Source organism: Anatilimnocola aggregata, from assembly GCF_007747655.1.
Lineage (GTDB): Bacteria > Planctomycetota > Planctomycetia > Pirellulales > Pirellulaceae > Anatilimnocola > Anatilimnocola aggregata.
In genome coordinates, this window is record NZ_CP036274.1 from 6,010,399 (window position 1) to 6,023,656 (window position 13,258).

A 13,258-nucleotide genomic window follows, 5' to 3' on the forward strand; every position below is an offset into this window, starting at 1 on the left:
GCAACGTTCTAGTTGATGACGGTAAACTCACCCTGCCATTGAGGCTTGGCTAGCCACCTTCCGATTGGTCTTGGAAGCTCTTGTAATACTGTTCGATCAGCTGTTGATAGCGACCGGGGAACTTTTCCTTGATGGCACTATAAACGGGATCACGATCTTTGTCGCGCAATTGGCTCCAGGGGCTTTGTGGGCCGCCGCGATGGAGTCGCTTGACGGCCTCGGAATCGGTTCCCTTGCTGCCGCCACCTTGTGTTCCACCTTGGCCCTGACCTTGCCCTTGTCCCTGACTCTCTCCTTCGCTTCCTTCGCCCTGTTGCTCGCCGGGCTTTTTCTGCCCTTCGCCTTTTCCTTTGCCTTGCGACTCTTTTTCTTCGGCGGCCTTAATCAACTTGGCGAGCATGTCGACGATCCGGTCCTGTTGATCCCGAGTTTCTTTGCCGGTGTCTTCCAAGCCCAGTTTGCGGCGGCTGTATTCCATTCGCAATTGCACATCGGACAGCGTTCCTTCTTCGACCAATTTGAGTTGTTCAATCTGGCGAAAGGCTGCGACCCGCATCCTTTCGGGCGAAGCGGGGTAGTCCTTCAAAAACGTGGTTAGAGAGGCCATGGCCTCTTTGTGCTTGAGAAGTTGGATCTGGGCGACCCCTTGCAGGAACAGGCTTTCGCCCTGATGCGTCGAGCGATCTGCCAACTTGCCGCGCAGGTCTTCGAGGAGTGGCATGGCCGACTCAAACCGCTCGCCGATCAAGTAACCGCGAGCGAGAAAGTAAGCGGCGTCCGCAGCCAGCCAAGGGTCGGTCGATTTCGTCAACTTGGCCAGTGCTGGCAAGGCGGAGGCGAGGTTTTCGTCACCCAGGTCGGTCAGTGCTTGTTGATATTCGGGACTGATCGCTCGCAAGGCCTCCGTGACTGCGACCGACTTTCCTTCGGGATCGGCCCGCAGCGACTTGACCAACTCAGCAATCTGCTCGCGGGCTTCAGCGGGCAGCTCTTTGCGAGCGGCCAATTCGCTGACGAACTTATCGAGCGCTTGATCGGTAGAATCCGCCGCCGCAAGCGTGGTCGTCCACGATAACGCCAGCACGAGTGCAAGACTCGCGAACCAGAAGCCAGTTTGCCGAACCATCGTAAAAACTCCCCTGCCGATCAACAATTCCATCACTCGAAACAGCCGTCAACGGATCTCATCAAAAGGACTACTTCCCGCTGCGATCCAGAATCTTCAGCGTCATTTCGCCAATGTCGGATTGACGCTCCGAGACTTTACGGACTTCGCCCTTGAGCACGTCGTCGAATTCCCCTTCGGCGGGACGGGCCAGTTCGAGCGATTCGGTACGACGATTCACGCGCAGCTGAGCTGCCCGCAGCAGTTTCAGTTCGGCCGAGTTGGGCAGAAGTGGTTCGTTGCCACCACCGCCCCCTCCTCCACCGCCACCACCGCCGCCGTCTTTCTGCTTCTGAGCCTTCTGCAGCGAATCGATCAATTCTTCCAGGGTCACTTCTATTTCCCGTTGCATCGTCTGCGTGTAACCATCGGTGCGAAGATTGTCAGAAACCAGCGTGCCCACCGTAATCAGATCGTCGCGTAACTGCTCGACCACATCGGGAAAGACCACGCTAGTGCCGTCGTCGAGAATGATCTCGAGCGCCTGCTGAGCGCGGAAGGCGAGCGGAACTCGATCGGCCTGGCCTTCTTGCTTGATGATGGCTAAACCACGTTCGTCTTCGCCGAGCGACTTGAGCGTGTTGCGGTCACTGCGGGCAAGGTTACCCATGTTGTCGATTTTCTTTTTGTCGATCACCAACGTCCGGGCCGAGAGATCCTTTTGCACTGCCAGCATTTCGCGAAAGCGCGCTTCGAGCTTGGCGAGCTTTTCGATTTGCGTCTCTTCGCGCAACTGAGCCAGCCGTTCTTCAATTTCCTTCAGCGCATCTTCCAAATCTTTGATGGCTTTGCCTTGCTTGCGCGAGGCATCGGCCGGGTCTTGCTTGCGTAGATCTCCGGAGGCTTGCTCCATCGACTTCTGGGCTTGTTGAACTTTTTGCTGGCCGGGCTTGGACTTGCCACCCTCGCCACCACCCGATTCTCCGCCGGGCTGGCCACCGCCAGGCTGACCGCCACCTTCGCCACCCTTCTTCTCATCCTCCTTCATTTTCTCTTGAATCTTGCCCGTTTGATTGGCAATGTCGTCCTGCTTGCCCGCCATCTTCTCGAAGGCTTCGGGCGGAAGCGAGGCAATTCGTTGTGATTCTTTCTTCAATTCACCAAGTGCACGCTGTAGGTTTTCGAGCGCGGTCTGCTCATCTTGTTGAGCGGCCTTACCTTTGCCTTCTTGCAAATTGGCTTCGGCCTGCTTTTGATTTTCGACAGCTTGCTTTAACGGACGCTCGCCCGCCTCTTGCGGTCGCTGTGGTTGACCACCTGGCTGTCCACCACTCGGTTTACCCTCACCTGGTTTACCCTCACCTGGTTTACCCTCACCTGGTTTACCCTCACCTGGCTTACCCTCACCCGGCTTGCCTTCACCTGGCTTACCTTCACCCGGCTTGCCTTCACCTGGCTTACCTTCACCTGGCTTACCTTCACCTGGCTTACCTTCACCTGGCTTACCTTCACCTGGCTTACCTTCACCTGGTTTACCTTCACCCGGTTTGCCTTCGGCGTTACCTTCTTCAGCGGGCTTGTCGCCGGCCTCTTTGCCGATTTGTTCAGCAACCGATTGAGTTCCTTCGCGAACCTTGGCCTGCTCGCCGGCTACTTTGCCGAGTCCTTGAATACCGTCGTTGCGAGCAGCTTCAGTGGCACCAATGACACCCTTTTGCTGTTCGATGAGTGCTTCGACGGCCTTGATCTTGGCTTCGAGTGACTTCATCGTGTCGTCTTTGTTGGCGACGCGATCGGCCTCGCGTTTTTCGGCTTTTTGTTCCTGGATGACTGCTTCGATCTGTTTTTTCCATTCGCTAAGCTTTTCGAACTCTTCGCGAATCTTGTCCTTGTCATTCTTTTCATCGAGCAGCAGGGCGAGGAGTTCCTTGATATCGCCGAGAATTTTTTGCTCTTCGGCCTTGGCCGGATCGAGTTGCTGTTGATCGAGCATGCGCGTGATAGCCGACATGCGACCCTTGATGCCGAGCGCCTGAGACTGCTTGAGGGCATCGGCCAAGCGCTGAGCCCGCTCGGGTTCCGCCTTGGCGAGAGCCTGAGCCAGCTGATTGAACTTGCGCTCCAGGTCTTCCACCATTCGCTCGACGTGAGCCTGCCGCACACCCAGCGGTGTTGTTTTGAAGCTATCCGCTTCGGCAGGTTTCGTCTGAGCACTTACCGTGCTCACCAGCAGCAGGGCTGCCAGCGAAACGAATGCTCCGGCAGTAAGCCAACTCGTCTTGAGCAAAGCCAATCGATACATGGGCCAATCCTCCGAGCAGTCAGCGAACATAGGGCGCACACTTCTCCAAAGCAATTTGCCGAGTGCAAACCGTGGTTAGGCGTGAGCGCCGCGTGGGAACTGCCCCTTAGTCCAACGGGAGGGCAGTTTGGTTCAATCCTCTCCAATATGACGGGCGAAACCGGCAGCCGCAAAAGCAAATGACTAAATTTTTACAAAATGCACAGCTGCGGCAGGCTTTACGTCAGAAACTGGACCGGTTTTAGGGGCCGGCGAGCGTTATCGTGAGGTTCTTGGCAGAACGAGCAGGTAGCAGTCAACATTGAGCAGGTAACGATTTCCACACCATCAACGCATCGCTCTCCGTCCTTGCGTGAATGACTCAGGCTGCTAGAATTCCCGCAATTTTGTACGCCACTCGCTCTGCTGTTCATCAGCTGGGCACCGACTGAGCCGAGGAAACTGCATGACCGCCGCCGGGGCCGAATTTGAAACGCTGCCCGCTGTTTGGACCCGCCGTCATTTGCTCGATTTGGAAAGCCTCTCACCCGCTGAATTAACCTGCGTGCTGGACGCCGCCGATCGCTTCAAAGCTGCGACCGACGACTGCCGCCGCAAAATCAGCGTTCTCACCGGCCGCACGCTGGCCAACCTGTTCTTCGAAAACTCGACGCGCACGCGCAACAGCTTTTCCTTGGCGGCCCGCCGCTTGGGGGCCGACACCGTTGAGTTCTCGTCGTCCGGCAGCAGCACCGCCAAGGGCGAAACAGTCATCGACACGGCCAAGAATATTGAGGCCATGAATGTCGATGCCGTGGTGATTCGCCACCGCACACCTGGTTCCCCTTACTTGCTGGCGAAGAATCTCGATTGCGCGATCATCAACGCCGGCGATGGTCCGCACGAGCACCCGACCCAAGGCTTGCTCGATATTCTCACCATTCGGCAGCGCCGCGGCAGTTTGCAGGGACTTACCGTCGCGCTCGTCGGCGATATCGCTCACAGTCGTACCGCTCGGTCGAACATCTGGGGATTGCAGAAGCTCGGGGCGCACGTGATCCTCTGCGGACCACCGACGCTCGTCTCGCGCCGCTGGGAAGAATTCGGGGTGGAAGTCGCCTATCGACTGGATGACATCGTCGAGCGGTGCGACGTCCTCAACCTGCTGCGAATTCAATTCGAACGGCAATACACGCGGCCATTTCCTTCGGTTCGCGAGTACGCCCTGCTCTATGCCATGAACAGCGAGCGGATGCGGCGAGCGAAGTCGGACATTCTGATCATGGCCCCCGGCCCCATTAACCGCGGCGTTGAAATCACGCCCGACGTGGCCGATGGCCCGCAAAGCGTGATCCTCGAGCAAGTCACCAATGGCATCGCCGTCCGCATGGCTGTCCTCTGGCTCACCATGAACACCGCACAAACGAACTCCTGATCTTCAATTTTTCATCCTGCATTCTGGCTTCTTACTTCTGCATTCCCACCATGCGTTTGCTCATTCAAAACGGCCGCGTCATTTGCCCCGATCAGGGTCTCGACCGGGTTATGTCGGTGCTGGTCGAAGATGGTCGGATTGCCGCTCTTGATGCGGAAGGGCGCGGCGATGAGCAAGTCATTGATGCCACGGGCAAAGTTGTCGCGCCCGGATTGATCGATATCCACACGCAGCTTCGGGAACCGGGCTGCGAAGAAGACGAAACGATCGCCTCGGGGACTGCCGCGGCCCTGGCGGGGGGATATACAACGATCGCTTGTCTGCCCGAGACCGATCCGCCGATCGATACCGCAGCCAGCGTCGAATTTGTCCGCCAAAAAGCAGCCCGCGCGGCCAATTGCAATGTCTTCGTCATCGCTTGCGTCAGCAAAAACAAAGAAGGGAAAGAACTGGCCGAACTTGGCACTCTTTCCGAGGCGGGGGCGATTGCCTTCAGCGATGGCATGGCCTCGATTCAAAGTAGCGAGCTGCTTCGTCGCGCGCTCGAATACAGCCTGATGTTCGGCAAGCCGATTCTGCATCATCCGGAATCGATCGAACTTTCGCGTGGCGGCGTCATGCACGAGGGGAAGACTTCGCTCGTACTGGGTCTCGCCGGCATGCCTGCCGAAGCCGAGGACGTGATGACCAGCCGCGACATTCGCTTGACAGAAGCGACCCACGGACGGCTGCATCTACTCAATATTTCAAGCGCCGTGAGTATTGAATTGGTTCGGCGCACCAAACTGCGCGGGATTCACCTGACCGCCGGTGTCTGTGCGATCAATTTCACGCTGACCGATGAAGAGCTGCGGTCGTTTGATGCCGATTTCAAACTCAATCCGCCCCTCCGTTCGCGCGAACATGTCGAGGCCTGCATCGCCGGACTGAAGTTTGGCACCATCGACATCATTTCGGCGGGGCACGCGCCGCGGGCGTCGGAAAAGAAGATGCAGGAGCTTGATCTGGCCCCGTTCGGCATGAGCAGCCTCGAAACCACGTTACCACTCGTTATCACCAAACTGATCGAGCCCGGCCATCTCGATTGGATCAGTGCGCTTGCTAAGCTGACCGTGAATCCTGCGAAATTGCTCGGACTAAATAAAGGAACGCTCCGCGTCGGTGCTGATGCGGATCTCACCATCATCGATCCGGCAACGCGTTGGACCGTTGATCCCAGCAAGTTCAAATCGAAGAGTTGCAACACTCCACTTGCCGGTTACGCCATGATCGGCCGCGCCACCCAGACCATTGTGGGTGGCGAAGTGAAATACGAACGAATTGCCGATTAGCGCCGAACCGATCGCTACCACATTGGAATCGTCAGTTCCTTGCGCGCACCGGCGCGAAGCACGGTGAGCTTGACGGAATCTTGCGGGCCGTGAGCCAGCCGCATTTGCACCAGAAAGTCCGACTCGGAGAGTGGTTCACTCTTGCCATCGACGGCTACGATGACGTCTCCCGCTTTGAGTCCTGCCGCCTGCACCTTCGGTCCACCCTTGCCAAACAGACCTTTCACGACGAGTGCTAGAGTGTCGTCTTTGATGCCTTGCTTCTCACGTTCGGCCGCGGGGAGTAGCTCGAACTTGACACCCTGACGTAGCCCATACCAGGTCGAAGCGCGCCAGCCGATGTCATACTCTTTCCAATTGCCGCTGAGCGCGAGTGTCTTATTTAGCGACTTTCCATCGCGGGTCAGAGTTAGCGGTAATTCACTGGTGCTGGGTGTGGAATTAAGAATCCATTGCACGTCGGCAGTCGAAATCAACGGCTGACCGGCAAGTAAGCTGAGTGTATCGCCGGCTTGAATGCCCGCTTTGTCCGCAGCTGAGCCAGACTGCACACTTTTCACCAGCAGCCCATCGGCCGTGTCGAACGTCAGTCCGACGCGATCCGGCATGGGAAAGACGTACAGATCTTCCTTGTTCAGCCGACCCGCCTCCCACTTGGCCCGTAGGGCAAACTCTTTGACCATGTGGCAATGAATGCAGTTTTGCTTCGTACTGGCAGGCGTGGGCTTGTCGGTTAGACCCGGGGTCTTTTCGGGAACAGCGTATTCGGGGTCTTTGCCAGTTTTCGCAGCCAGTGCTGACTTGTGCTTGTCAAAGTCCCGGTGCAGGGCCAGGGCTCGTTCAGCCGCTTTGCTAAATCCTGCCTGCGAAAGAAGAATGTCAGACTGAGCACCCGTGCTGTTGCGAGTGCCATAGCGGCCATAGATCGTCAGATCGGCATTGAGAAACATGGCCGACCACGACATATCGTAGTCGTATTGAAAGGTCTTCAGGTCGAGCCCATTCGTCTGAATGACCCGCACGCAGACGAACTGCTTCTCGAGCTTCTCGAGTTCTGCATCGGGCTGCATGACTTGTTGATCGAGCGTTCGTCCTGGCGGGCACGGCACGCAGCGCAGTACCACCAGCAGCGGTTTGCCGGTGGCCTTCGCTTCTGCCTTGGCAAGGGGCAGATCGTCATAGATCCAGTGCGGTGCAACATCAATGTCTTTGAGTAGTTCGCCCAGCGGCGATTTCTCGGCCGCTTGAATTGAACTGGCGAATAACATCACAATCGAACAGGCCAATAATAGTCTTGAGTGCATCTCAACTGCTCCTGGCTGGCTGAATTGAGGCCGCCCCACCGAGGGACGACTCGTTTCGGCTGGCTACTCTTTCTTAACGAGAATTTTGGGGAGGTCAGCAACAACTTTGTCGACGGCAGCGGCGGTCAATTCGCCGGCGCGAAAGGCATGATTCGCTTCGACCTTGAAATCGCGATACAACACCACCGTTACTTCAGCATCTTTCGCCACTTCAAAGCCTTCGGGTCCAGCGACTTCGTAGGTCGAGACAATCAGTTTCTTTAGACTGTGCTTCTTCGCACTGGCGGCCAATTGCTCTTTCAGCTTGTCATCTTCATTCAAAAATACAACAAAGCTGCCCATTGCCAGAGCATCGCTGTTTGCAGTCGTCGTTTCCAATTCAGCGAGCAGCTTCCAAAGAGCTTCGCTGGGCTGGCGGGCAAAGACCATCGCGACCGGGCTGACACCGTTCTCGCAAACCAGGCAATGTCGCTCGCCGGCATGTTCACCATTCACATTCAGTGGTTCGAAAATGGCAGTGATTTTCTCGCCGGCCTGCAATCCCGAGCGAACCGGCTCAGCAGCGTATGAGTTGGCCACGAAAATTGCCAACACAAGAACGCTCGCCAATGGTGGCAACTTGGACATCAGTCGAATTCCTGTTCGTGGGAAGGGGGGGCGAAAGGCTTTGCAGGCTGCCGATTGTGGACATTGGCAGGTAACATTTCAAGTCGCAAAGTCGAATCGAAGTGAGATCGCGTAAATTCGCACTCCTGAAAATTAGATACTCGCGGCCGCGATCTTTGCAGCCCGATTTGACCGTCGCACTTTGGTTAGCGAGAATGCGATTGGCTTCGGCCGCCTAAGTCTCTCCCACCTCGCCGCCAGAAAGTGCCCGCCGCTATGCGACCGTCAGCTCTCCGTTGTTGGAACTTCATGCTATTGCTTTTGGCGATTCTTGGTTGCGGTGAGATCGTGGCTGCTCAAGAGAAAGCAGCGCGGCCGAACATTCTGTTCATCATGTCGGACGACCATGCTTATCAGGCGATCAGCGCCTATGGCAGCAAGGTGAACCAGACGCCGAACATCGATCGCCTGGCCAAAGAGGGAATGCGTTTCGACCGCTGCTTTGTGACCAACAGCATCTGCGGACCAGCGCGGGCGGTGATTCTTACCGGCAAGTACAGCCACCTGAACGGCTTCACCACGAACAACAATCGATTCAACGGCGCTCAACAAACCGTAGCAAAGTTGCTGCAAGCGGGAGGCTATCAAACCGCGATGATCGGCAAGTGGCACTTGGTGACCGATCCCACTGGCTTCGATCACTGGAGCGTGCTGCAAGGGCAAGGCCCTTACTACAACCCGGGAATGAAGACGCCGGCTGGCGTCGTCAAACACACGGGCTATACGACTGACATCATTACCGATCAGGCGCTGGAATGGCTCGAAAAAAATCGCGACACAAAGAAGCCATTTCTGCTCATGTATCAGCACAAAGCGCCGCATCGCAACTGGCAACCGCCACCGCGCTATCTGGACAAGTACAAGGACGTCAAGATTCCCGAGCCAGCCAACTTGCTCGACGACTACAAGGGTCGCGGCACACCGGCGCGCGAAAACCAGATGAGCATCGCCAAGCATCTGAGTCCCAACGACCTCAAGCTGGTGCCCCAGCAGGGTACGAATCCCGAACAACGGGCTGCGCTGACCAAAGCCTATGAAGAAGAGAACAAAAGATTCGCCGAAGCGAAGCTGCAAGGCGATGATCTGACCCGCTGGAACTATCAGCGGTATGTGAAAGATTATTTGCGTTGCGTCGACGCCGTCGACGACAACGTGGGCCGCGTACTGAAGTACCTCGATGACAGCGGACTCGCGAAGAACACGATTGTTATCTACACCTCCGATCAAGGATGGTACTTAGGCGAACATGGTTGGTACGACAAGCGTTGGATGTACGAAGAATCGTTTCGCACGCCGCTGATCGTGCGCTGGCCCGGCAAGATCAAGCCCGGCAGCGTGAACAAAGACCTGGTGATGAATCTCGATTTTCCCGAGACGTTTCTCGAAATCGCCGGCTTGCCGATCCCTGCCGATATGCAAGGCTGCAGCATCGTGCCGGTCCTGCAAGGGCAGACTCCGGACAACTGGCGCAAGAGCGTCTATTACCACTACTACGAGTTTCCGCAGCCGCACCATGTGCATCCACACTACGGCGTCCGCACCGAAAAGCACAAGCTGATTCACTTCTACACAATCAACGAGTGGGAGCTGTACGACCTGGAAAAAGATCCGAGCGAAATGCAATCTCGCTACATGGATCCCGCTTACGAGCAGATCGTGGCCGACCTCAAGCGGCAGCTAGAAGAACTGCGCAAGCAGTACAAGGACGACGGTAAGGTGGCCGAATTCGATGAGCTAACACCCAAGCCCTAACTGCAGAGCAAGGTATAATTAAGTGACGTGGCGAACGTCGATTTGAACGAGGGCAATCATGGTTATTCAACTTACTCCGCAGTTGCAAGCCACTCTGGCAGAAGAGGCCAGTAAGCTGGGTGTCACACCCGAGCAACTGGCGATTGCTGCGCTACAGGAGCGATTCCCGGCAAAGACGTCGCTGGTGCTTGCTCCGAATGTTCAGTGGATGGAACCGCAGGATGAATGGGAACGACGACTCTTTTCCATCGGCAAGGATCTCGGTTTCTCCCCACCTCGTGACTGGTTAACCAGCGAGAATTATTACGAATAATGAGCGTTTTGCTGGATACAAGCGTACTTTGCCGTTTAGCGAACAAGGTGGACGTCGATCATGCGATAACGAATGCCGTGCTGATCAAGATCCATCGGCAAGGCGAACGCTCGTGTATTACGGCACAGAACTTGATCGAATTTCGCAACGTGGCCACGCGACCGACCTCTGTTAACGGTTTGGGGATGAGCGCACACCACGCAGATTTGATGAGCGAGGATTTTGAGCGCACATTTCACTTCCTTTCCGACATGCCCACGATCTTTACCGCCTGGAAACAACTCGTTACCAATGCCGGGGTCATTGGCAAGCAGGTCCATGACGCCCGACTGGTGGCAGTCTGCCATGCTCATCAAATCGATCAACTGCTGACGTTCAATGTTGGGCACTTCGCGCGACTCGCTTCGTTTGGTCCACCTTTGAAGATTCTCGATCCGCAGTCCTATTCGCCGCCGGCTTGATCGCCCCGAGACTCGGCTTTAGTTTATCCGCCCAGCGTTTGCCTTGTCCTTCCCGCCGAATTCACTCGCGATTCACGCCATTTGCGGCAATAATTGCTTGGCACGGGCGAACTACTGCCAAAGCAACTTAACGATTCCGGCCAGACTTGGCCGGAAGCACCCGTGATCGCGGGAGAATGAGCCATGACATCTTTGTTTTTGTTTTTTGCCGTCGTCGGTGGAACCGTTCTGATCTGCCAGTTCGTGCTGACCCTAATCGGTCTGAGCGGCGGCCACGAAATTCCCGATGATCTATCCGTGGACCATGGCGGCGATTTTAGCGATGGTAGCGATCAGGGTGGTGACATCGGCCACGGACACTCCGGGGACGCGCACGCGTCAAGTTGGTTGTTCGGCGTACTTTCGTTCCGCACCTTGGTTGCCGCGAGCACGTTTTTCGGATTGGGAGGGCTCGCCGCCCGCGAAGGGGGCCTGCCATTGCTACCGCAGCTCTTGATTGCTGCAGTTTGCGGCCTAGGGGCAATGTATGGGGTACATTGGATCATGAAATTGATCGGTCGCTTGGGAGAGGATGGCACCGTTCGCATTCAGCGAGCGATTGGCCAAGAGGGCACGGTGTACATTCCCATCCCAGGTAGCAGGGCCCAGGCTGGCAAGATTCAGCTTCGCTTGCAAAACCGGTTGATGGAGTACGCAGCGGTAACCGAAGCGACGGGTCGCCTGGCGACGGGAACCAAGGTCCGCGTGGTCGGTGTCGCCGGCGATGTGCTGGAAGTCACGCCGTTGCCTAAGTCCGCCTAACAGCACCGCATGCTGCGGTTTTTCGCAATCTGATTCGCGCTTCTCACGATTCGGGCTCAACGCTCGCAACTGCGGAAGCGCCGCGCAACGCATACACACAGGGGAGATTGGACCATGTCACACGCACTACTGCTCGCCGACGCCGCGACGGTCGCTGGCATCATCGGAATCATCATCGTCTTTGTGGCAATCGTGTTTTTCGGTTTCATCATCATGCTGGTCAGGCAGTTTAAACGTTGCCCCAGCAACCGCGTGCTCGTGATCTATGGTCGCACCGGCAAAGGTGGCCAGGCCAGCAAGACGATCCACGGTGGTGCTGCGTTCGTGTGGCCGCTCGTGCAGGACTATGCCTATCTGAGCTTGGAGCCAATCCAGATTGAAGTGCCGCTGCGAGGCGCGTTGTCGTCGGAAAATATCCGCGTGAACGTCCCTAGCGTGTTCACTGTTGCCATCGATACCAAGCCAGACGTCATGCAGAACGCAGCGGTTCGATTGCTCGGACTGTCGACGCAGGAAGTCCGCAAGCAAGCCGAAGAAATGATCTTTGGTCAATTGCGGCAAGTGATCGCTTCGATGGGGATCGAAGAAATCAACCGCGACCGCGATAAGTTCCTCGAACACGTGCAGCACTCGCTCGAGCCGGAACTCGCGAAGATCGGCCTCCAACTGATTAACGTGAATATCACCGACATCACCGATGAGTCGGGCTATATCGACGCGATCGGCCAAAAGGCTGCGTCGCTGGCCATTCAACAGGCCCGCGGTGACGTCGCCGACAACGAAAAGATGGGTGAAACCCGCGTCGCGGCGGCTGAGCGCGATAAGTCGATTCAAGTATCGAATGCTCGCAAGGAACAAGCGATCGGCACTCGCGAAGCCCAGCGCGATCAGTTGGTGCGCGTTGCCGCTTTGGAAAAAGATCAAGCGGTCGGTGAGAAGCAGGCCGCGTTCGAGCGCGAAGCTTCGGTGAAAGACGCCGAGCGGCACATGCGTATTCAAGTGGCTGAGGCCGATGCCAGCGCCATCGACGGCGAAAATAGCTCCGCCGCCCGCGTGGCTGCCTCCGCTGCCGAACTGGCAATTCGCAAAGCCGAAGCCTACGAAAAGGGTGAAGGACGCCGCAAAGAAGCCGAAGCTCACGTTATGGAGATTCAAAACCGCGCCATGGCCAAGGCTGCCCTTGCCGAGGCTGAACGTGTGGAAGCAGAGCAACGAGCTAAGCTCGAAGCTCCGGCGAAGGCTCAAAAGGCCAAGCAAATCGTCGATGCCGAAGCGATCGCCGAAAAGCGCCTGATCGAAGCCAAGGCTGAAGCCGATGCGATCTTCCTCAAGCTCGAAGCCGAAGCTCGCGGTCAGTACGAGATGCTGGCCAAGAAGGGCGAAGGTCTCAAGCAGATCGTCGCGGCTTGCGGTGGCTCGAACCAGGCCTTCCAGATGCTGATGCTCGAACACCTCGACAACCTGGCCGAAGCTTCGGCCAAGGCGATCTCGAACATCAAGTTCGACAAGGTCGTGGTGTGGGAAGGTGGTGGCGCGAATGGCCGCAGCTCGACCGCTGATTTCCTCAGCGGCATGGCCCGCAGCTTGCCGCCGATGATGCAAGTGATGCGCGATATTGGCGGCGTCGAACTGCCCGAATCGCTCGTCAAACTTGGCACCGACTTGCCATCTGCTGCCGAACCTGTTGTGTCACGCAATGGTGACTCGCCGGCAAAGTCCGCCAAAACCTAAAGCGTCTCCCGCAATTCGCAACGTCAGCGCGCGATGATCGCTGACCCAAGCAAAGGCCCGCTGCTTCGATACGATCGA

At 56.8% G+C, this 13,258-nt stretch carries 11 protein-coding genes; 7 read left to right on the top strand and 4 right to left on the bottom strand.

The window, feature by feature from the left end:
- Positions 1-49 precede the first annotated feature (49 nt).
- The gene (locus tag ETAA8_RS22625) at positions 50-1,126 is read right to left on the bottom strand and encodes a tetratricopeptide repeat protein (protein WP_145093701.1); all 1,077 of its coding nucleotides are present in this window, start codon (positions 1,124-1,126) and stop codon (positions 50-52) included.
- A gap of 70 nt (positions 1,127-1,196) precedes the next feature.
- Entirely contained in the window at positions 1,197-3,407 is a 2,211-nt protein-coding gene (locus ETAA8_RS35415) for a hypothetical protein (RefSeq protein WP_238397505.1), read from the bottom strand.
- Positions 3,408-3,852: 445 nt separating this feature from the next.
- On the opposite strand from ETAA8_RS35415, the gene ETAA8_RS22635 reads away from it, so the two are divergent.
- Both ETAA8_RS22635 and ETAA8_RS22640 read left to right on the top strand, forming a co-directional pair.
- Positions 3,853-4,821, top strand: a complete 969-nt coding sequence (locus ETAA8_RS22635; protein ID WP_145093704.1) for an aspartate carbamoyltransferase catalytic subunit — start codon at positions 3,853-3,855, stop codon at positions 4,819-4,821.
- Positions 4,822-4,871: 50 nt separating this feature from the next.
- Complete coding sequence (locus ETAA8_RS22640; RefSeq protein WP_145093707.1) at positions 4,872-6,152, top strand: dihydroorotase; 1,281 nt, start codon at positions 4,872-4,874, stop codon at positions 6,150-6,152.
- A gap of 14 nt (positions 6,153-6,166) precedes the next feature.
- Here ETAA8_RS22640 and ETAA8_RS22645 read toward each other — a convergent pair whose 3' ends face one another.
- Both ETAA8_RS22645 and ETAA8_RS22650 read right to left on the bottom strand, forming a co-directional pair.
- Positions 6,167-7,456, bottom strand: coding sequence for a Trx7/PDZ domain-containing (seleno)protein (locus ETAA8_RS22645; protein WP_145093710.1), 1,290 nt, complete (start codon positions 7,454-7,456; stop codon positions 6,167-6,169).
- A gap of 63 nt (positions 7,457-7,519) precedes the next feature.
- On the bottom strand, positions 7,520-8,083 hold the full coding sequence (locus ETAA8_RS22650; protein WP_145093713.1) for a hypothetical protein: 564 nt from the start codon (positions 8,081-8,083) through the stop codon (positions 7,520-7,522).
- Positions 8,084-8,371: 288 nt separating this feature from the next.
- On the opposite strand from ETAA8_RS22650, the gene ETAA8_RS22655 reads away from it, so the two are divergent.
- The 5 genes from ETAA8_RS22655 to ETAA8_RS22675 all read left to right on the top strand — a co-directional run bounded on the left by ETAA8_RS22655 (position 8,372) and on the right by ETAA8_RS22675 (position 13,180).
- On the top strand, positions 8,372-9,874 hold the full coding sequence (locus ETAA8_RS22655; protein ID WP_145093717.1) for a sulfatase family protein: 1,503 nt from the start codon (positions 8,372-8,374) through the stop codon (positions 9,872-9,874).
- 58 nt (positions 9,875-9,932) lie between these two features.
- On the top strand, positions 9,933-10,187 hold the full coding sequence (locus ETAA8_RS22660; protein WP_145093720.1) for a hypothetical protein: 255 nt from the start codon (positions 9,933-9,935) through the stop codon (positions 10,185-10,187).
- Positions 10,187-10,648 (top strand): type II toxin-antitoxin system VapC family toxin, encoded by a 462-nt coding sequence (locus ETAA8_RS22665; RefSeq protein ID WP_145093723.1) that lies wholly within the window; start codon positions 10,187-10,189, stop codon positions 10,646-10,648. Before ETAA8_RS22660 ends, ETAA8_RS22665 begins: the two co-directional genes overlap by 1 nt.
- A 183-nt stretch (positions 10,649-10,831) precedes the next feature.
- The gene (locus tag ETAA8_RS22670) at positions 10,832-11,449 is read left to right on the top strand and encodes an NfeD family protein (protein WP_145093726.1); all 618 of its coding nucleotides are present in this window, start codon (positions 10,832-10,834) and stop codon (positions 11,447-11,449) included.
- A gap of 114 nt (positions 11,450-11,563) precedes the next feature.
- The gene (locus ETAA8_RS22675; RefSeq protein ID WP_145093729.1) at positions 11,564-13,180 is read left to right on the top strand and encodes a flotillin family protein; all 1,617 of its coding nucleotides are present in this window, start codon (positions 11,564-11,566) and stop codon (positions 13,178-13,180) included.
- Positions 13,181-13,258: the final 78 nt, after the last annotated feature.

Bases quoted from the DNA above. Each gene is read 5' to 3' on its own strand.
- ETAA8_RS22635 (WP_145093704.1), top strand. From the start codon at position 3,853: ATGACCGCCGCCGGGGCCGAATTTGAAACGCTGCCCGCTGTTTGGACC.
- ETAA8_RS22660 (WP_145093720.1), top strand. From the start codon at position 9,933: ATGGTTATTCAACTTACTCCGCAGTTGCAAGCCACTCTGGCAGAAGAG.
- ETAA8_RS22655 (WP_145093717.1), top strand. From the start codon at position 8,372: ATGCTATTGCTTTTGGCGATTCTTGGTTGCGGTGAGATCGTGGCTGCT.
- ETAA8_RS22675 (WP_145093729.1), top strand. From the start codon at position 11,564: ATGTCACACGCACTACTGCTCGCCGACGCCGCGACGGTCGCTGGCATC.
- ETAA8_RS22665 (WP_145093723.1), top strand. From the start codon at position 10,187: ATGAGCGTTTTGCTGGATACAAGCGTACTTTGCCGTTTAGCGAACAAG.
- ETAA8_RS22640 (WP_145093707.1), top strand. From the start codon at position 4,872: ATGCGTTTGCTCATTCAAAACGGCCGCGTCATTTGCCCCGATCAGGGT.
- ETAA8_RS22625 (WP_145093701.1), bottom strand. From the start codon at position 1,126: ATGGTTCGGCAAACTGGCTTCTGGTTCGCGAGTCTTGCACTCGTGCTG.
- ETAA8_RS22650 (WP_145093713.1), bottom strand. From the start codon at position 8,083: ATGTCCAAGTTGCCACCATTGGCGAGCGTTCTTGTGTTGGCAATTTTC.
- ETAA8_RS22645 (WP_145093710.1), bottom strand. From the start codon at position 7,456: ATGCACTCAAGACTATTATTGGCCTGTTCGATTGTGATGTTATTCGCC.
- ETAA8_RS22670 (WP_145093726.1), top strand. From the start codon at position 10,832: ATGACATCTTTGTTTTTGTTTTTTGCCGTCGTCGGTGGAACCGTTCTG.
- ETAA8_RS35415 (WP_238397505.1), bottom strand. From the start codon at position 3,407: ATGTATCGATTGGCTTTGCTCAAGACGAGTTGGCTTACTGCCGGAGCA.